At 61.4% G+C, this 16,919-nt stretch carries 15 protein-coding genes and 1 tRNA gene; 10 read left to right on the top strand and 6 right to left on the bottom strand.

Annotated elements, in window-relative coordinates; translation table 11 throughout:
• Positions 1-321: 321 nt before the first annotated feature.
• On the bottom strand, positions 322-654 hold the full coding sequence (locus ACS3WB_RS11515; protein WP_438275693.1) for a YciI family protein: 333 nt from the start codon (positions 652-654) through the stop codon (positions 322-324).
• 205 nt (positions 655-859) lie between these two features.
• Here ACS3WB_RS11515 and ACS3WB_RS11510 point away from each other — a divergent pair, with 205 nt between their 5' ends.
• The 7 genes from ACS3WB_RS11510 (at position 860) to qatD (ending at position 10,497) form a co-directional block, all read left to right on the top strand.
• On the top strand, positions 860-1,453 hold the full coding sequence (locus tag ACS3WB_RS11510) for a DUF6088 family protein (protein WP_438275692.1): 594 nt from the start codon (positions 860-862) through the stop codon (positions 1,451-1,453).
• Positions 1,446-2,462: a nucleotidyl transferase AbiEii/AbiGii toxin family protein gene (locus ACS3WB_RS11505; protein ID WP_438275691.1), complete on the top strand. Its 1,017-nt coding sequence runs from the start codon at positions 1,446-1,448 to the stop codon at positions 2,460-2,462. The genes ACS3WB_RS11510 and ACS3WB_RS11505 overlap by 8 nt, the downstream gene beginning before the upstream one ends.
• 24 nt (positions 2,463-2,486) lie before the next feature.
• Positions 2,487-5,465 (top strand): TrlF family AAA-like ATPase, encoded by a 2,979-nt coding sequence (locus ACS3WB_RS11500; RefSeq protein ID WP_438275690.1) that lies wholly within the window; start codon positions 2,487-2,489, stop codon positions 5,463-5,465.
• A 74-nt stretch (positions 5,466-5,539) separates the two neighbouring features.
• Positions 5,540-7,486 (top strand): Qat anti-phage system ATPase QatA, encoded by a 1,947-nt coding sequence (gene qatA, locus ACS3WB_RS11495; RefSeq protein WP_438275689.1) that lies wholly within the window; start codon positions 5,540-5,542, stop codon positions 7,484-7,486.
• 4 nt (positions 7,487-7,490) lie between these two features.
• A complete protein-coding gene (gene qatB, locus ACS3WB_RS11490) occupies positions 7,491-8,363 on the top strand; it encodes a Qat anti-phage system associated protein QatB (RefSeq protein WP_438275688.1) in 873 nt (290 codons plus the stop codon).
• On the top strand, positions 8,360-9,733 hold the full coding sequence (qatC, locus tag ACS3WB_RS11485; protein WP_438275687.1) for a Qat anti-phage system QueC-like protein QatC: 1,374 nt from the start codon (positions 8,360-8,362) through the stop codon (positions 9,731-9,733). The genes qatB and qatC overlap by 4 nt, the downstream gene beginning before the upstream one ends.
• A complete protein-coding gene (gene qatD / locus ACS3WB_RS11480; protein ID WP_438275686.1) occupies positions 9,730-10,497 on the top strand; it encodes a Qat anti-phage system TatD family nuclease QatD in 768 nt (255 codons plus the stop codon). Before qatC ends, qatD begins: the two co-directional genes overlap by 4 nt.
• Before the next feature lie 4 nt (positions 10,498-10,501).
• On the opposite strand, the gene ACS3WB_RS11475 is transcribed toward qatD, so the two are convergent.
• Positions 10,502-11,020, bottom strand: a complete 519-nt coding sequence (locus tag ACS3WB_RS11475; RefSeq protein ID WP_438275685.1) for a hypothetical protein — start codon at positions 11,018-11,020, stop codon at positions 10,502-10,504.
• A 46-nt stretch (positions 11,021-11,066) separates the two neighbouring features.
• On the bottom strand, positions 11,067-12,425 hold the full coding sequence (locus ACS3WB_RS11470; RefSeq protein WP_438275684.1) for a tyrosine-type recombinase/integrase: 1,359 nt from the start codon (positions 12,423-12,425) through the stop codon (positions 11,067-11,069).
• Between the two features lie 158 nt (positions 12,426-12,583).
• Between ACS3WB_RS11470 and ACS3WB_RS11465 the strand changes: the two genes are divergently transcribed.
• Positions 12,584-12,654, top strand: a tRNA-Ser gene (locus ACS3WB_RS11465).
• 156 nt (positions 12,655-12,810) lie between these two features.
• Entirely contained in the window at positions 12,811-13,692 is an 882-nt protein-coding gene (gene tcmP, locus ACS3WB_RS11460) for a three-Cys-motif partner protein TcmP (RefSeq protein ID WP_438275683.1), read from the top strand.
• On the opposite strand, the gene ACS3WB_RS11455 is transcribed toward tcmP, so the two are convergent.
• The 3 genes from ACS3WB_RS11455 to ACS3WB_RS11445 all read right to left on the bottom strand — a co-directional run bounded on the left by ACS3WB_RS11455 (position 13,669) and on the right by ACS3WB_RS11445 (position 15,582).
• On the bottom strand, positions 13,669-14,430 hold the full coding sequence (locus ACS3WB_RS11455; RefSeq protein ID WP_438275682.1) for a DUF5131 family protein: 762 nt from the start codon (positions 14,428-14,430) through the stop codon (positions 13,669-13,671). The two genes, tcmP and ACS3WB_RS11455, sit on opposite strands and share 24 nt — an antisense overlap.
• Positions 14,431-14,569: 139 nt before the next feature.
• Entirely contained in the window at positions 14,570-14,767 is a 198-nt protein-coding gene (locus ACS3WB_RS11450; protein WP_438275681.1) for a hypothetical protein, read from the bottom strand.
• A 260-nt stretch (positions 14,768-15,027) separates the two neighbouring features.
• Positions 15,028-15,582 carry a thioredoxin family protein gene (locus ACS3WB_RS11445; protein WP_438275680.1) on the bottom strand — a complete coding sequence of 185 codons (555 nt, stop codon included), beginning with the start codon at positions 15,580-15,582 and terminating at the stop codon, positions 15,028-15,030.
• A 635-nt stretch (positions 15,583-16,217) separates the two neighbouring features.
• Between ACS3WB_RS11445 and ACS3WB_RS11440 the strand changes: the two genes are divergently transcribed.
• Positions 16,218-16,748, top strand: a complete 531-nt coding sequence (locus ACS3WB_RS11440; RefSeq protein ID WP_438275679.1) for a hypothetical protein — start codon at positions 16,218-16,220, stop codon at positions 16,746-16,748.
• The last annotated feature ends 171 nt before the right edge of the window (positions 16,749-16,919 follow it).

The following is a 16,919-nucleotide window of genomic DNA, read 5'->3' as shown; positions in this document are numbered from 1 at the left end:
CAACATTATCCGCGCTTCGAACGCCTTCGGAACCGGAGCGCTGATGTCGCGGGGCTGAGAACCCCGCTCTATTCGGTTTGCGTCATCGCGGCCGCATCGAGTCCTCGCTGAGTTTCTGCACAGCCTGGGGGTCTCCCCGCAGAAGGGGTCGGCCGAGACCCTGGGCTCGGCCGCAGGGGAAGGCTTTCCCTCCCGGCCTCCCAGATTGCGGCCACGTCATTCCCAATCAGCGGGCGACTGACTCCCAAGCGACCGGGATTCTGGGCTGGCGGCAGTTCGGCGACACGGCCCTCGCGCCTTGCTCACTGGCTGCGGCGACAATCAGGGTGTCTCGTTCAACGGCCAGACTTCAACGACGCCATGCGCTACAGCGCAAGGCACGCGCGACACCTTCTCGATGGCCTCGGCCAGGTCGGCTGCCTCGATGATGGCGAAGCCGGCAATCGGCAATGCGGACGACATGAACGGTCCATCGCGGGTTTCCATGCCACGCGCTTCCGGATTGCGGACCTGCACCGGCACGCCGGCGATCCCCATCACCGCGCCTTCGGACCGCAGCCTCGCGTCCTGGGCATGAGCGGCGTCCCTGACGGGACGCGGCGTGCGCTCGTAGCCGGCCTCGTCGCCATATCCGATCGTGATGAACTTCGGCATGATTCCGTCTCCTTTCAGGGGTTTTGCGCCGCGGCTTCGGCCACAACGGCGGCGTAGGCGGCTTGCAGCAATCAGATTGCAGCATAACGCCGAACCGTCGGCGTTCGATTATGTGCCAGCCATCCTTGAGGCCTGATCCGGGCCATGTCGCAGCTTGGTTGAAAACTGTCAGAAAACTGCTTATATTTCTGACAGGAGATTGGCCGTGCAGCGACTGACCGAACAAATTCTGGCGCATACCGAAGGCTTGCCCGAGGGCGCTCCGATCGCGGCGAAGAGCCTGCTCCATCTCGGCAATCGCGCCGCGGTGGACCAGGCATTGTCGCGACTGGTTGAACGTGGCCGGCTGATGCGCGCCGGGCGCGGCGTCTATCTGCGCCCAGTTTCGAGCCGGTTCGGCGTTCGGGCACCATCCGTCGAGAAGGCCGTCGAAGCCCTCGCGCTCCAGCGCGGCGAAGTCATCGTGTCGAATGGCGCCGCCGCCGCCAATGCGCTCGGCCTCACGACCCAGGTGCCGGTCCGGTCGGTCTATCTGACATCGGGCCGCAGCCGGACGATGAATCTGGGCCAGCAGGTCGTCGAGTTGCGGCATGCGCCGCGCTGGCAGTTGGCGCTGGCCGATCGGCCAGCCGGACAGGCGGTGCGTGCGCTCGCCTGGCTAGGGCCGGAGAAGGCGGAAGCTGCCTTGAAGGCGTTGAAGCGCAAGCTGCCGTCTTCCACGTTCGGCGAACTTGTCGCGGCCGCGCCCCAGCTTCCGAGCTGGCTCGCCAGGACGGTGGGCAAGGTCGCGCATGGCTGAGGCCTTCCTCACATTGTCGGCGGATGATCGGCGCGAGGCCTTGGCCGTCGCCGCCGATCGATCCGGCCGCCCGCTCCATCTGCTGGAGAAGGATGTGTGGGTCGTCTGGACCCTCGCGACGCTGTTCGGGTCCGACCTCGGTGAGCATCTCGTGTTCAAGGGCGGCACGTCGCTGTCGAAGGCGTATCACGTCATCCGGCGGTTTTCCGAGGATGTGGATCTCACCTACGACATTCGCGCCATCGCCCCCGATCTGGTGGGCGAGAACGGCGAGGCCTTGCCGAAAAACCGGAGCGAGGAGAAACGGTGGTCGAAAGCCGTCCGGCACCGCCTGCCCGAGTGGGTTGACGGAACGGTCCGGCCTCTCCTTGCCGGCGCCATCGACGCGCAATCGCTGCCCGCGACGCTCAGGGTCGAAAGCGACAAGCTGTTCGTCGACTATGAGGCGACCGCTGCGGGATCGGGCTATGTGGCTCCGAGCGTGATGCTGGAGTTCGGCGCCCGCTCGACCGGCGAGCCAGCCAGCCCGCGCGATGTCGTGTGCGACGCCGCAGGGCTGATCGAGGGCGTGGAATTTCCAACGGCGCGACCGCGGGTGATGCATGCCGAGCGTACCTTCTGGGAGAAGGCGACGGCCATGCACGTCTTCTGCCTGCAGGAACGGCTTCGTGGCGAACGCTTCGCCCGCCACTGGCACGATGTCGTTCGACTTGACGAAGCCGGGATCGTTGCGAGCGCCGTGACCGATCGCGATCTCGCTCATGCCGTTGCGCGCCACAAGGGCATGTTCTTCGCAGAGAAGGCTGTGGATGGTGCTGCGATTGACTACGAAGCCGCCGTGAATGGAGACCTTCGGCTTGTACCGAAGGGTGATGCCCTCGCAGCGCTGGCGAAGGATTACGGCCAGATGATCGAAGACGGCTTGCTGTTGGAAGAAGCCGAACCATTCGACGCACTCATCGACCGGTGCGCGGGTGTCGCCGCGCGTGCGAACGACGTCGGCCAATAACAACAAGAACGGGAGACTGGGGGCATGCTGGACAGGGGATCGGAATGGCGGAGGTGGGAGCCGCATATTCACGCGCCAGGCACGGTCATGAACAACCAGTTCAACGGGCCGAGCGCTTGGAACGATTATCTGACTGCACTTGAACAAGCCACGCCGGTCATCGAGGCCATCGCGGTTACCGACTACTATGTGACCGACACCTACGAGGAGGTGCTCCGGCATAAGGCAGCAGGGCGATTGCCGCGCGCCAATCTGATCTTTCCGAACGTGGAACTAAGGCTCGATGTGGCAACGGCGAAGGGCGGCTTCGTCAATCTCCACCTGTTTGTCAGTCCGGAGGACGCGCAGCATATCGAAGAACTGCGACGGCTCCTGTCGCGTCTGCGCTTCAGCGTCATGCAGGATCACTTCGACTGCACGCGCGCGGATCTCATCCGACTTGGCAAAAAGGCCGACCCTAAAATCACCGACGAACGTGCGGCGTTGAGCTATGGAGCCAACCAGTTCAAGGTCAATTTCCAGCAATTGCGGGAGGTCTTTGCCGGCAGCGGGTGGGCCAAGAAGAACATCCTGATCGCTGTGGCCGGCGGTGTGACAGACGGCACATCGGGCGTGCGGGAAGCTGCGGATCAGACGATCCGACGTGAAATCGAGAGTTTCGCCGATGTGATATTCGCAGGGAGCCCCGCGCAACGCGAATTCTGGCTCGGCCACCGGGATCTCGGTCCTGATGAAATTCGAGCCCGGTATGGGGGGCTCAAGCCCTGCCTGCACGGAAGCGACGCACACAAGCTCGACGATGTGGCGTCTCCGTTTGGGGATCGCTTCTCCTGGATTAAGGGCGGATTGGAGTTCGACGCTCTCCGACAGGCATGCATCGATCCTAGCGGGCGCGCGCATGTCGGCGCCGAGCCGCCGGCGTCGGCCACGCCTTCCCAGGTAATCTCGGAAGTCCGCATCCTTGACGCTCCGTGGATGACGACACCGCTCATTCCTCTCAACCCGGGCCTTGTCGCCATCATCGGCGCACGCGGCTCGGGCAAGACTGCGCTGGCTGATATGATCGCGGCCGGTTGCGATTCCATCTCCGACGAGGCCTGGCGTGCGGAGGAATGGGCCAATCCGTCCTTCCTTGTGCGCGCTCGCCCCCTTGTCGGCGAGGCGAAGGTCAAGGTGAGCTGGGCAGCAGGCGAGCCGAGCACGCGGGCGCTCGACGGTTCGGACGCCAACGGCCCCTACAGCTATGAACGTGTACGCTACCTGTCGCAGCAGTTTGTCGAAGAGCTGTGCTCATCGAGCGGCCTGACGGACGGGTTGCTGCGCGAGATCGAACGCGTGATCTTCGAGGCGCACGCAGATGACGCGCGGGACGGCACGCTGGATTTCAGCGAGCTGCTCGAACACCGTGCATCGCGACATCGGCTTGCTCGCGATCGTGAAGCCGAAGCCGTTTCGCATATTTCAGAACGCATCGGCACCGAGCTGGAGAAGGAAAAGCTGGCTGCGACCTACGAGGCGCAGGCGGCGCAGAAAAAGAAACTGGTCGAGGCCTACACGGCCGACCGCGCGAAACTCGTTTCGGCAGGTAGCGAGAAGCGAGCACAGCGCCACACGGAATTGGCGGGGGCCGCCAATCAGATCCGAACGAAGCTGCGACAGTTCGCGGGCCAGCGACAAACCTTTCTGGCGATGCAGGACGAGGTGAAGGATTTGCGCCGCAACCAAGCGCCCGAGGCGCTGCGGCAAGCCCAAGCGCGCCATGCGCACAGCGGTATGTCCTCAGAACAATGGGCCGCCTTCTTGCTGGATTACAAGGGTCCGGTCGACAACGATCTCGTCGACTATGTGAAGTGGGTCGACGGCAAGATCGCCGAACTCAAGGGCACGACCCCGACGCCCGACGACCCGAATAAGCCGTACTTCCCCGACGACGCCAACCTCGGCACGCTGCCGCAGGCCGTCCTCGAGGCGGAAATGGCACGGCTCGAAAAGCTCGTTAGCGCCGACAAGGAAACACAGCGCCGGTACACCGCGCTTTCGGGCAGCATCGCGACCGAGACGGCGGCGCTTCAGACGCTGAATGACAAGCTCGCCGACGCGAAGGGCGCCAGAGACCGCGCCCGCGATCTGCAGACAGAGCGCGAAGAAGCCTATGGCAGAGCCTTCGACGCCCTCGTCGCGGAGCAGTCGGTTTTGGAGGATTTGTACGCGCCCCTGATGGCCCGACTTGCTGCGGCGTCAGGCACGTTGAGGAAGCTTTCGTTCTCGGTCACACGCGTGGCCAATGTGGAGCAGTGGGCGACCGAGGCCGAAGACGGCCTTATCGACCTCCGAAAGGCCGGGGCCTTCCGGGGGAAGGGCACGTTGTTGCAGAGAGCAAATGAGGTGCTCAAGGGTGCGTGGGAAACCGGCGATTCCGCAGCCGTCATTGCCGCTATGGCCGAGTTCCGACGCCTCTACCAAAAGGACCTGCTTGATCATTCTCCTGTCGCGCATACTGATCAGGCAGAATTCCGAGCCTGGTCGAAGCGCTTCGCCCAGTGGCTCTTCAGCACGGATCACATCTCGATCCGCTACGGCATCGACTACGATGGCGTCGACATCCGCAAGCTTTCGCCCGGCACCCGCGGTATCGTACTTTTGCTTCTCTACCTGGCGCTGGACGACAGCGACAACCGGCCGCTGGTGATCGACCAGCCAGAAGAGAACCTTGATCCCAAGTCGGTCTTCGACGAGCTGGTGCAGCTCTTCATCGATGCTAAGGCCCATCGACAAGTGATCATGGTCACGCACAACGCGAACCTCGTCATCAACACCGACGCCGATCAGATCATCATTGCCGAAGCCGGCCCGCATCCGCACGGCTCCCTACCGCCGATTTCATATCGATCGGGCGGACTTGAGAACGCAGAAATCAGGAAGGCCGTCTGCGACATACTCGAAGGTGGTGAAGGAGCCTTCCAGGAACGCGCGCGCAGGTTGCGCGTGCGGTTGGAGCGATAAATGATGATGGCGAGAAGAATCGACGAGCGTCGGCTAAGAGCCCGCATGGTGTAGCCGAAGGGGGGATCATGTTTTTGAACGATCAGGAGACGGCGACCGATCTCCTCTATTACGAGGCGATTGCAAAGACAGTCGTCAATCTGATCCGAAAGACGCCCGACGCGCCGGTCACAATCGGTGTCCATGGTGACTGGGGTGCTGGCAAGTCGAGTGTTCTCAAGATGCTGGAGGACACCTTCAAGGATGACAAGCGCGTCCTATGCCTCTGGTTCAACGGTTGGACTTTCGAGGGCTTCGAGGACGCAAAAACCGTCGTCATCGAAACCATCGTCGACGAACTTCGTCGCGCCCGCCCGATGTCGAAGAAGGTGGCTGACGCCGCGAAGAAGGTGTTGAAACGTGTGGATTGGCTGAAGCTCGCCCGCAAGGCCGGCGGTTTCGCCTTCACCGCCGCGACCGGCATCCCGACGTTCGATCAGGTCAAGGGCCTCTATGACATCGCGACGTCGTTCCTGGAAAAGCCGCAGGACCATATCTCGAAGGAGGATCTGAAGGGGCTTGCTGACAAGGCAGGCGAGTTCATCAAGGACGCGCCGGACGACAGCGATAACCTTCCCGAGCACATCCATGCCTTCCGCGAGGAGTTCAAAGAGCTTCTCGACGCCGCCGACATAGATCAGCTCGTCGTCATCGTGGACGATCTCGATCGGTGCTTGCCGAAGACGGCGATTGCGACCCTCGAAGCGATCCGCCTCTTCCTGTTCGTCGAACGTACCGCGTTCGTGATCGGCGCCGACGAGTTGATGATCGAGTATTCGGTACGTGAACATTTCCCGGATCTGCCACCGAGCTCCGGCCCAGTCAGCTACGCGCGCAACTATCTGGAGAAATTGATCCAAGTTCCATTCCGAATTCCTGCACTCGGCGTTGCCGAGACGCGCGTATACATAACGCTGCTGCTCGCGGAGAACGCGCTTGGCTCAGCTGATCCGCGCTTCCTGGCCTTGCTCAAATCGGCGCGCGAGGACATGCGACGGCCGTGGAAGAGCCGCGGTCTCGATCGGCGGACCGTTGAGCAAGCAATGGGCGGCACCATGCCGCCCGAGGTCGATCAGGCGCTCGTCATCAGCGCACACGTCACGAAGATTTTGAGCGAGGGCACGCGCGGCAATCCTCGCCAGGTCAAACGCTTCCTTAATTCCATGATGCTGCGCCACGCGATCGCTGAGGAGCGCGGCTTCGGCGCCGACATTCAGCGCCCGGTGTTGGCCAAGGTCATGCTGGCTGAGAGGTTCTATCCGGATTTCTACGAACAGCTCGCACGGCTCGCAGCCAACCACTCCGATGGCCAACCCGAGGCGCTTCGTCGTTTTGAGGAGCATGTGAGGGCGCCCGACGCGGAGGAAGATGACGAGAAACCCGCCGGCAAGAGCGGACGCAGGGCCTCGCGATCTACACCGGCACCGCTTTCGGCCGAAGCCGCCGAATGGGAGAAGAACGAGTGGGCGAAAGGCTGGGCAGCAATCGACCCGCCGCTGACGGGCGTCGACCTACGACCATACGTGTTCGTCACGCGCGACAAACGTAGCTCGTTGGGCGGGTTGGCCGCGGCAAGTCACCTGGAAGGCCTTGTCGAGAAGCTGATGGGGCCGACGTTGATGGTTCGTGGCGCAGCGAGCGAGATCATAAAGCTCACGGGACCGGAACCAGAGGAGGTCTTTGAGGCTATCCGCGGCCGTATTCTCCAGGACGATAACTTCACCGCCAAGCCAAAGGGGGTGGACGGCCTCGTGCGACTGGTTGAGGCACATCCGACGCTACAACGTCGGCTCTTGGAATTCATCCGAGAGTTGCCCGTGGCGAAGATCGGGAGCTGGGCGGCTTCCAGTTGGGGGGCTTGCTTCACGGACACCGGCATCGCGGCAGAGTTCCAAGCGACGCTGCGCTCGTGGGCTGAGCAGGCCGATAACGCGGTACTGCAAAAGGCCGCGCAGGGCATTAGCAAGCTGCAGCGGAGTTAATCGGATGGGCACGTCAAAAGGCTACGGCGGCCCGTCGAGCGGCCTTGTTCCATCTTTTGTGGATGACCCGGCGCCACCCACCCAACCCAGACCTCCGGGAACGACGCCAGCGGCTCCGGGCACACCTGGCGCTCCAACCAGCCCCGCCTCACCCCAACCGGCGACTCCGCGCACTCCGCCACGTCCAGATACGCAGGGCACTGGCAGTCTGGGCAGTGCCAGGGGTAACTTCACGCGCTTCGCAAGGACAGGCAGCCGCAGCGCGCTTGGCAGTGCGCTGTCGAGCTACGTGCGTAACAGCACTGGCGGAGCCCGACGGGCCGCGCGACGGATGGGAGCATCCCGAGCGACCGCCAGCGGATTGCTCGGTGTCGTTCGGGACTTCCAACGTATCGGGCCGACCGAAACGCTTCGTCAGCTCAACTTGGCGGGGTTGGCAGCGCAGCCCGCTGCCGATGTCTTCGTCGCCATCTTGGAATTCATTTGTCCGCCGGGCGGCGCTGTCGATGACGCGATTGCCCGTCAAGCGATGCTCGAGACCATCGGTGATCTGGCAGAAGCCGGGGTGGGCAGCTTCGACACCCTCACGCCGGATCAGCTTCAGGACGTCTTCCTAGATTTCATATCCCGCTCGATCGAGGGACGAGTCATGGCGGACCTGGGGAGCAGAGGTATCACCTTGCCGGACGACATTGCAGCGGTGGAAAGCGCCCAAGCGCAACTTCACGACTTCGTCGAAGGTGCAACCCGGGGTCAATTCTCTGGGAGGCTCGACGGCCTGGAGCGGTTGTCGGACCGCGAAGTCGAGACCGTGGTCAACCAGATTTACGAGACGGCGTTTGAGTTGATCGCCGTCGCCGGGGAGGCCGCCGCATGAGACACCACACGATCATTGGTCGGCTCGGCCCTGGAGACAGCATCAAAATCGCCCCTAGCCGCGTGGATACGCACGAGACGGAGATCAACTTCGTCGATGGCGAATTTCGGCTTAGCTATGGGCTCGGCCAGGCTTTGGACCAGCTTTGCGAGCTTGGCCTCCGCCCGTCCGAAACCGCGGTCGATCTGGCGTTGCTGGCTGCGGCGATCACCGCCGCTGACACACGCATCTCCCGCGCCGCTGACGCACAGGATGCCTGGACGCGGGAGATCGACCTCCACTTGCCGGTATATGACGCCGCCCGCTGGCACCAGTTGGCACCGCTGATCGTGACGACTTTGAATTTCCTGACCGGCGACCGTTGGGACGTGTATTTCCGTCCTCGTGCAGCCGGCACGCGCGATTTGGCGCCGAAGCCGACCAAGTTGCGCACGGCGACGCCCACAACGGTCTGCCTGTTCTCCGGCGGATTGGACAGTTTTATTGGCGCGATCGACCTGCTCGCGCGCGGTGAGGCGCCGATGTTGGTGAGCCACTACTGGGACGGCATCACCAGTACACATCAGGCATATTGCGGCGACGTCCTAAAGCGCCACTTCAACGGAACGACGCTTCATCACATCAGGGCGAGGGTCGGGTTCCCGACCGATACGGTGGAACACTCCACCGTAGAGGACACGTTGCGAGGGCGATCGTTTCTCTTCTTCGCGCTGGCTGTCATGGCGGCGGACGCGATCGGCGGCGACATGGTTGTGCATGTGCCGGAGAACGGCCTCATTTCGCTCAACGTGCCGTTGGACCCGCTCAGGCTCGGTGCGCTTAGCACTCGCACCACTCACCCGTTCTACATGGCGCGTTTTGGGGACCTGCTCAAAGGCCTCGGCCTCAGCGTCCGATTGGAAAATCCCTATGCGTTTATGACGAAGGGCCAAATGGCAAAGGGATGCGCCGATATCCCTTTCCTTCGGAAAGAGGCGAAGCACACTATGTCGTGCTCATCACCGGGAAGTCGCCGCTACGATCCCGACCCCAGTCAACGAACGCCGAAGCATTGCGGGCGTTGTGTGCCCTGTCTCATCCGGCGCGCCGCGATTCTGGAGGGCTGGGGCACGGACGACACACCATACCGAATCGTCGACCTTCGAGCCCAAGTCCTCGATACCAACAAGGCGGAGGGCGAGCATGTTCGCTCCTTCCAGCTCGCACTATCTCGGCTGGTGCGAAAGCCCGGTCGGGCACGGTTCGACATTCATCGGCCCGGCCCTCTGATCGACCATCTCGATAAACTCGCCGACTACGAGGCCGTCTATGTTGCTGGCCTGCAGGAGGTGGGTAGGCTCCTGAAAGATGTTCAGGCTCGCCCGCTATGACGACGCCATCGAAACAGTCAGCGCCGCGCTGGGTCGATTTCCATTGTCACGTCGACCTCTACAAGGAGCATGCGGCTCTCATTGCTGAATGCGATCGGGAACGCGTGGCGACGCTCGCTGTCACTACGACACCGAAGGCTTGGCCACGAAACCGGGAACTGGCGTCGAAGTCGGCGCATGTTCGCATAGCATTGGGGCTTCATCCGCAGCTTGTCGCCGAACGCGAGAATGAATTGCCGATTTTCGAGCGTTATCTGCCGGATGCGCGGTATGTGGGCGAAATAGGCTTGGACGCCGGGCCTCGTTTCTATCGCAGTTTCCCGGCGCAGGAGCGGGTGTTTGAACGCGTCCTGCGCGCCTGCGCAGAGCAGGGCGGCAAGATTCTGACCGTTCACAGCGTCCGTGCGGTGAGCAAAGTGCTCAACCATATCGAAGGTGCGCTGCCGCCGGACCGTGGTCGCGTCGTCCTACATTGGTTTACGGGTACGCCAGCAGAAGCGCGCCGAGCGGTGGCTCTGGGTTGCTATTTCTCGATCAATGGCGAGATGCTGCGATCTCCCAAACACAGACAGTTAGTCGGCGACCTGCCGCTTGAACGGCTGTTGACGGAAACGGACGGTCCGTTTGTCCAGAGCGAAGGGCATCCCCTCAGACCGCGTGACGTCGTAACGACAGTGGCGGAGCTGGCGGCGGCACGCAATCTTTCGCCCACGGCAATGGGGGACACGATCCTCCAGAATTTGAAGCAGCTGGTGAGCGCGTGAGCCGCTACTGCGGCGACGGATAGACGTGATCTATCCAAGATGCACACGCCTCCACCACGCTGAGCGCCATCCCGGGCGAGTGAATGTCGGAGGCGCCGTGTGATAGGCCGTTTCGCAGGGCGATCAGGGCTTCGATCGGGTCGGAAAGCGCGTTGGCGCCGGGTGCGAGTGGCGGTAGGACGCCAGCCTTCCTTGCCCTGTCGACGAGATTGCGCAGCGTGCCGCGAGCGGTGCCGCCATTGCCGTTGAGCAGATGTTTCAGCGCCAGTTCGAAAGCGCCGAATGCCTGCATTTCCCCCACCACAAAGAGATCGTAATCGAAGAAGGCGTAGATGATGGTGTTTCGAGCGCGATCGAAAGCCGCCACTACTTCCGCCGGCGCGGCGCCTGTAAGGCCGACGCTTGCCAGCGTCCCATGATGATCCGCGAGCGTCATTCGGCGAGCTACGCCGTTCTCGACGACACAGAGATCCGCGAAGCGCGGGTCGGGCTGAAGAATGCTTTCGACCGTCTTGAAGGCCATTTGACTGATCCGATTCGTTCGATACACGACCGGCTCGTCATAGACCTCATGCGGCCAGGCGGGTCTCCTCTTCCACTTCGCCCGCCTCCTGCCCAACTGCTTTGGTCAGGAAACGATCGAGCGCCGCTCTCCGGGAATCGCGATCCAATGCGTAGGCCGTCTGCTTGAACTCGATCCCGTCGAGCAGCCCATGAATATAGCCGGAGATGGTGTCGGCAGCCATGATGAGTGCGGTATCGAGCGTGTGAATATATTTGCTCGTCACCGAGCCCTTGGAGTGGCCGACCAGTGCGGCGATCGTCACCTCGGTGAAGCCGAGATCGTTGGCGATGCTGGCAAAGCTGTGGCGCAGGACGTGCGGGGTGACGCCGGCGAGCGGGCTGTCGTTGAAAATCTGCTCCCAATGGTTCGGGAAGCTGCCGAACGCGTTGTCCTCGCCCTGACCGGGGAAGACATAGGTGCCCGCCGCGGTCTTACGCCGTTCCTCCAGATATTCGACGACGGGCAATCCGATTGGCCGAATGGACTCGCCTTCCTTGCTGTCCACCAGGCGCATGCAGCTCGCGTCGGTGTCAGCCTCGATCCACATTAGCGAGATCATTTCCGAGCGGCGGCAGCCGGTGAGCGCGATCTGACGGATGATGTCCACGGTCATGGCGTATTTTTCGTTCGCCGTGGCATCGCGAAGCATTTGCCCGAGTGTGCGATACTCCGCCTCGGTAAGCCGACGATTCCGAACATTGTCCTTGGGCTTCTTGATTCCGTGCGCCGGATTGACCTCGATTATCCCAGCGTCGACAGCGTAGGTGAGGATTCCGCCCAACAGGCCGACCGTGCGCGTGGCGGTGCCCGCGCCACCACGAACGATGGCCTTTCCACGCAGCTTCTTCGTCTTGACGGCGACGCGCGTCTTGCCGGCCATGATGTCCTTCAAGACCTTGTTGATGTCGGCCTTGGTGAGATCCTTGACGCGGCGTGCGCCGATCAGCGGGATGATGTGCCGCTCGATGCGGCCAGTGTCGGTGACGATGGTGGTCGGCTTTTTTGGTCGCCCGCCCTTGCCCAGGATGAGGCCTGCGTTCAGGTCAGCGGTATAGAGGGCGCAAAGCTCCTTGACCGTGATGGCCTTGTGATCGAGCTGACGTTCCTCCGAAGGGTTGTCGCCGCGCGCGACACGCCCCAGTTGGACCTTTGCTTCTTGCCGGGCTGTCTCTGGCGTCCACACGCCATGCAAGCCGATGGTGTAGCGTCGCGTGCGTCCAGCAGCGCGGTATTGGATGAGGTAGCTGCGCTTGCCGGAGGCGAATACGCGGAGGCCGAAGCCGGGCAGTTCGTCGTCCCAGATGAAATAGTCCTTCTCGCGAACAACGGCAGCGTCCACGATCCGCTTGGTCAGCTTTGCCATGAGGCATTCCCCTCGCTAGTGAGGGGCTGCTTCCGCGGAAGCACCACGGAAGCAACCGGATGGATATCGGAGCGAAATTCTGGATAAACAGTTCGGCGCGGAAATCCGAATTGTCTAGCGACTTCAGTTACATATCGCATTGTAGCGTGCCCTATCGTGCATTTAGGATAGGCAGGCTAAATTGCTCCGAAGGCAAAGGTCACACGTTCGAATCGTGTCGGGTGCGCCAATAAAATCAAATACTTGGCTAGTTTTTCGGTTTCGCGCCACACATAGACGCCACACAGATAAACACAGCCCCTCACCATTGACGGACTGGAACGAATCCTTTGCTGTGAGATGAATTTGACGGGAGCGGTCTCAACCGCTCGACTTTTAAGTTCAGATGCCAGATGTGAATCACGAGTTCGGAGGCCAGCACACTGACTTAAAGCTGGCGATCGTCGAGAGTTATTTGACAGCGTTTGCAACCGCTCTTCGTCCCTACTTCAATCAGCTTTGGTACATTGATGCATTTGCGGGCACCGGCTTCCGCACGATCAAGCACGAAGAACGTCCTGAAAACCTGTTAGAGGCTGCCGAGCCGGAGCGTGTCGAGCAACGGCGCGGATCTGCGCAGATTGCCCTCAGTGTTGAGCCGCCATTCGACTTCATGGTTTTTATCGACGCGAAATCGTCACACGCGGCCGCATTGATGGACCTTAGAGCGAAGAACGCGCAGCGGCGCATCGAAATCGTCAACAGCGACGCCAATGCAGCCTTGCTGTCGCTCGTCGCCAACAACTCATGGGGTTCGACACGGGCCGTCCTGTTTCTCGATCCATACGGTATGGAGGTCGAGTGGCCGACACTCGAAGCAGTGGCCGCGACTAAAGCTATCGACGTGTGGTTCCTGTTTCCGTTGGCGGCCCTCTACCGCCAAGCAACGCGACAACTTACGGACATAGACGCTCACAAGCGTGCCGCGCTGATCAGGATGTTCGGTTCGGAGGCATGGGAAGAAGAGCTATATCCGAAAGAAGATTCAACGGACCTGTTCGGCAACACTCTCGAACGCAAGCGCGAACTTTATGTGGCCGGTCTTCAGCGGTTCGTCCAAAATCGACTCGGGAGCATTTTTGCGAAGGTGCTGGACCCTCTGGCGCTGCCCCTAAAGGGACCGCAGATGTTTTCGCTGTTCCTGTGCATCTCGAATCCGGCGCCGAAGGCCGTTGCGCTTTCGACGACGCTTGGCAACTACATCCTAGACCGCAAGCGGCACGGCTGATGGCATGTCGTCATAGGTGCGGCCGTGCAGAGTGCGACCTGCGGCTTTCTTGTTCTTGCCGCCCCACTGTTTGAAGAAAAACGTTGCGCCTGAGCGATCACACATGGCTTTGATTTCGTCGACCCACTCCGGCTTCATCTCGCGTGCGCGCGGCCCGCTCTCGCCACCGACAATCGCCCACTGAATGTCTGTCAAATCGCCGTCCGCGACAGAGCCGATTAGCGGCTCGAACGACACAAATCGGACGACGGCCGGCACACAGCGCAGTTGATCTAGGCGACGCAGAACTCGGTCATCCTCAACGCTCGTGCCGAGCCACACGTTCGGCAACACGTCAAAATCGGGTCCGGACAGGATCTCGGCCATACGATCGGGACGCTTCGTCAGAATCTGATAGGTATGGCGCGGCGTATCTTTCATCACTTGCCACACCCGCAGTATGAACCCAGCCGACACCTTATCGTGAAACAGATCGGACATGGAGTTGATGAACACCTTGCGCGGCTTCGTCCACAACCCCGGGGTGTCCAGCGCCTTCTCGTCGAGCCGTATCTTGCCAGTCCACACAGCGCGGCCACCACTCTTACGTGTCAGCCCTCTGTATTTCGAAACGCCCATAGCTTCGAGCCGCGCCGCCATGCGCATCGCATAGCAGTTCGTGCAACCGGCGGACAGTACCGTGCAGCCAGCCACCGGATTCCAAGTCGCGTCCGTCCACTCGATTGACGTTTCGGCCATGATGCACGCTCCAAAGCGCAACGAGGATTATGGAAAAGTGGTTAGATTGCGTTAACGTTGTCAAGCCGTCGGGGTTGCGACCGCCGCTCGCAAAGATGTCAAGAGGTCACCTCAGAGTCGCTTGTCAGCAGCGCTCGCGTCATCGGGCATAAGCCCGATCCAGCTCACCACCCATGATCGCCCGCACAACAGCGTCATCGTTCGCGGGTACGAATCGCTGAACCGCGTTCGGCGGCGCTTGCGTCGCTGCACGCGAGCCACCAGCCATGATAATGTCGAGCAGTGCAGCCTTGCGTTCGCTCGTCGTCAACAACTCATGGGGTTCGACACGGGCCATCCCGTTTCTCGATCCGTAGGGGGAGGGAGGTAGAGATATCTGCGCCACCCGATCTGCTTCCGCGACACGCTATCGATATTATGGACATACGTCATGGTTAGTGCCGCCGCGTCGACTCGAGGTTGCCGAGATCACCTGCGACCGAATGCATATTATAGAGTGTCGCAACTCGTTCCATCGTGGTTTTTACGCGCGACAATAGTCAAAAAAATTGGGCGCGTTTAATGCGTCTCGGTGCGGCTCCATGACAAGGGCTCGGTTTATCCATCCTTCCATTTGATCGAGCAGCCAAGGGACGGGTTTTGATCAGCCGGCGCCATACCGGTCTTCGCAATCGCGCGCATGGCTTCGACGAGTTCTCTAGGCGCCCCCGCAGGGGGCGGAGTTTTGCGGCCTTCGTCGAGCCGGCCCCGGTACTTGAGCTTGCGGTCAGCGCTGTAGCCGAAGAAGTCCGGCGTGCACACTGCCCCATATGCTCGCGCGACTGCTTGGGTCTCGTCGTGCAGATAAGGAAATGGGAAACCATGAGCTTTGGCGAAATGCTTCATGTTCTCAAATGAATCTTCAGGATGGCTCGCCGCATCGTTCGAACAAATCGCCACAAAACCAATGCCCTCCGACATCAGCACCCGCGCGTCCGCAACCATGCGGTCGATTATCGCTTTGACATAGGGGCAATGGTTGCAGATGAAGACGACGACAGTGCCCTTTCCGCCGGCAAGGTCGTCCAGTCTGTAAGTCTTGTCGTCGGTCGCCGGAAGCCGAAAGTCCGGCGCCGGCGTATCGAAAGTAACCTGGTCGGCTGTTATCGCCATGTCGCGTCTCCTTTGTCGCCACTATAGAACTGTGATCGGTTTTCGAAATGCCCTTCGGCTCAAACGGTGAATCCCTTCGTGCTTTCTGTAGATCGCGGCAGTTCCAACAAACGATGAACCGTCAAATTGTCACTGATGCCGTACTATCTATCGTAATGGAGCGTCGAATGGGCAGCGCCAAATGGCCAACCGTGAACATTGCGGCCCTCGGCCACTGTGTTTGCTTCAGCGGCGGATGTTTCAAGGCGTACCGATTTTACGAGCATCGCGCCGATCCTGGAAGGTGACAACGCAGCATCCCGCTCTGATGAAGGGCATCGGAGTGAATTAGCTCTCCCGCCAATTTCCAAGGCCAGCTCGGCCGCGACAGCCGGCCGCTCCAGCCGCATTTCTCGGCGGGGCTGGCGCCCGTGCTGCCTCGGCGGGAAGCGATCGACACTCTCCGGCGAGAGTTGAAACTTCCCAGCCGGGCCTTCGTAAGACGAGGGCACTTCCTCGAGCGGCGCCTTGCCCTTCGGCGCCATCTTGCTACCTTTCTTCCACTTGGCTATCGGATAACCTCCGACGTCTGGTCAACCCGATCCGGCGTTCCCGCGCAGGTCGGCCGCTTTTGTCAGTTATCGGAGCTTGTCGCTGTGTGGAAGAAAGAGACCATCGCGCATCACGAGGCCGGACACGCCGTGATCGCGCGCGTACTGGACATCCCGGTAAGCTACGCGACCCTCGATGCACACGACGGCGCTGGCGCCGTCGTGACGACGTCCAGCGCGACAGACCTCGCCCCGGACGATCTTGAGGCGCCGGAGAAGTACGCCATTGTCGCGCTGGCTGGCCCGCAGGCCCAGCATCACTATCGTCCCATGTCCCTCGAAGCCCAGAATCGCGCGTGCGACGGCGGCTGGCGCGTGGATCGCGCCAACGCGACCAGCCTCCTGGCGATGCTTGTTTTGCGGCAGCATGGCAAGCCAGCGGTGCCGGGCAGCTACGTCGAGTTGGATGGCCCCGAGACAGAGGAGTTCGACCGCCTATTCAGCCATACGACCCAAAAGACTGCGGATCTGGTCGAGGAAAACTGGCCTGCGATCCAGCGCGTCGCTGCGGCCCTGCTGAGCCGTCCCGCGCTTACCGAAGGCGATATCGACGCACTAATCGCGGGGCACGACTAGCTGATCTACTTTATCCCGATGCCAAATCTGCGTTCGAACCTTGAGTTGGCGTAAGATCCAACCTAGCGCGCCCGCCGCGTCTCGTCGACACGCTATAGCCGACGCTCTCTGCTTCGAGTAATTGGCTGTCTCGGTGAATCCGCAGTCCACTGTCCTATGCGTTGATTTCGC

Origin of the sequence: Nitrobacter sp. (assembly GCF_051535215.1) — a bacterium.
Taxonomy (GTDB): domain Bacteria; phylum Pseudomonadota; class Alphaproteobacteria; order Rhizobiales; family Xanthobacteraceae; genus Nitrobacter.
This window is presented reverse-complemented; position numbering and strand designations above follow the sequence as displayed.

Bases quoted from the DNA above. Each gene is read 5' to 3' on its own strand.
- ACS3WB_RS11470 (WP_438275684.1), bottom strand. From the start codon at position 12,425: ATGGCAAAGCTGACCAAGCGGATCGTGGACGCTGCCGTTGTTCGCGAG.
- ACS3WB_RS11445 (WP_438275680.1), bottom strand. From the start codon at position 15,582: ATGGCGATAACAGCCGACCAGGTTACTTTCGATACGCCGGCGCCGGAC.
- ACS3WB_RS11505 (WP_438275691.1), top strand. From the start codon at position 1,446: ATGGCTGAGGCCTTCCTCACATTGTCGGCGGATGATCGGCGCGAGGCC.
- ACS3WB_RS11500 (WP_438275690.1), top strand. From the start codon at position 2,487: ATGCTGGACAGGGGATCGGAATGGCGGAGGTGGGAGCCGCATATTCAC.
- qatB (WP_438275688.1), top strand. From the start codon at position 7,491: ATGGGCACGTCAAAAGGCTACGGCGGCCCGTCGAGCGGCCTTGTTCCA.
- qatD (WP_438275686.1), top strand. From the start codon at position 9,730: ATGACGACGCCATCGAAACAGTCAGCGCCGCGCTGGGTCGATTTCCAT.
- tcmP (WP_438275683.1), top strand. From the start codon at position 12,811: ATGCCAGATGTGAATCACGAGTTCGGAGGCCAGCACACTGACTTAAAG.
- ACS3WB_RS11450 (WP_438275681.1), bottom strand. From the start codon at position 14,767: ATGGCCCGTGTCGAACCCCATGAGTTGTTGACGACGAGCGAACGCAAG.
- ACS3WB_RS11515 (WP_438275693.1), bottom strand. From the start codon at position 654: ATGCCGAAGTTCATCACGATCGGATATGGCGACGAGGCCGGCTACGAG.
- ACS3WB_RS11455 (WP_438275682.1), bottom strand. From the start codon at position 14,430: ATGGCCGAAACGTCAATCGAGTGGACGGACGCGACTTGGAATCCGGTG.
- ACS3WB_RS11475 (WP_438275685.1), bottom strand. From the start codon at position 11,020: ATGGCCTTCAAGACGGTCGAAAGCATTCTTCAGCCCGACCCGCGCTTC.
- qatC (WP_438275687.1), top strand. From the start codon at position 8,360: ATGAGACACCACACGATCATTGGTCGGCTCGGCCCTGGAGACAGCATC.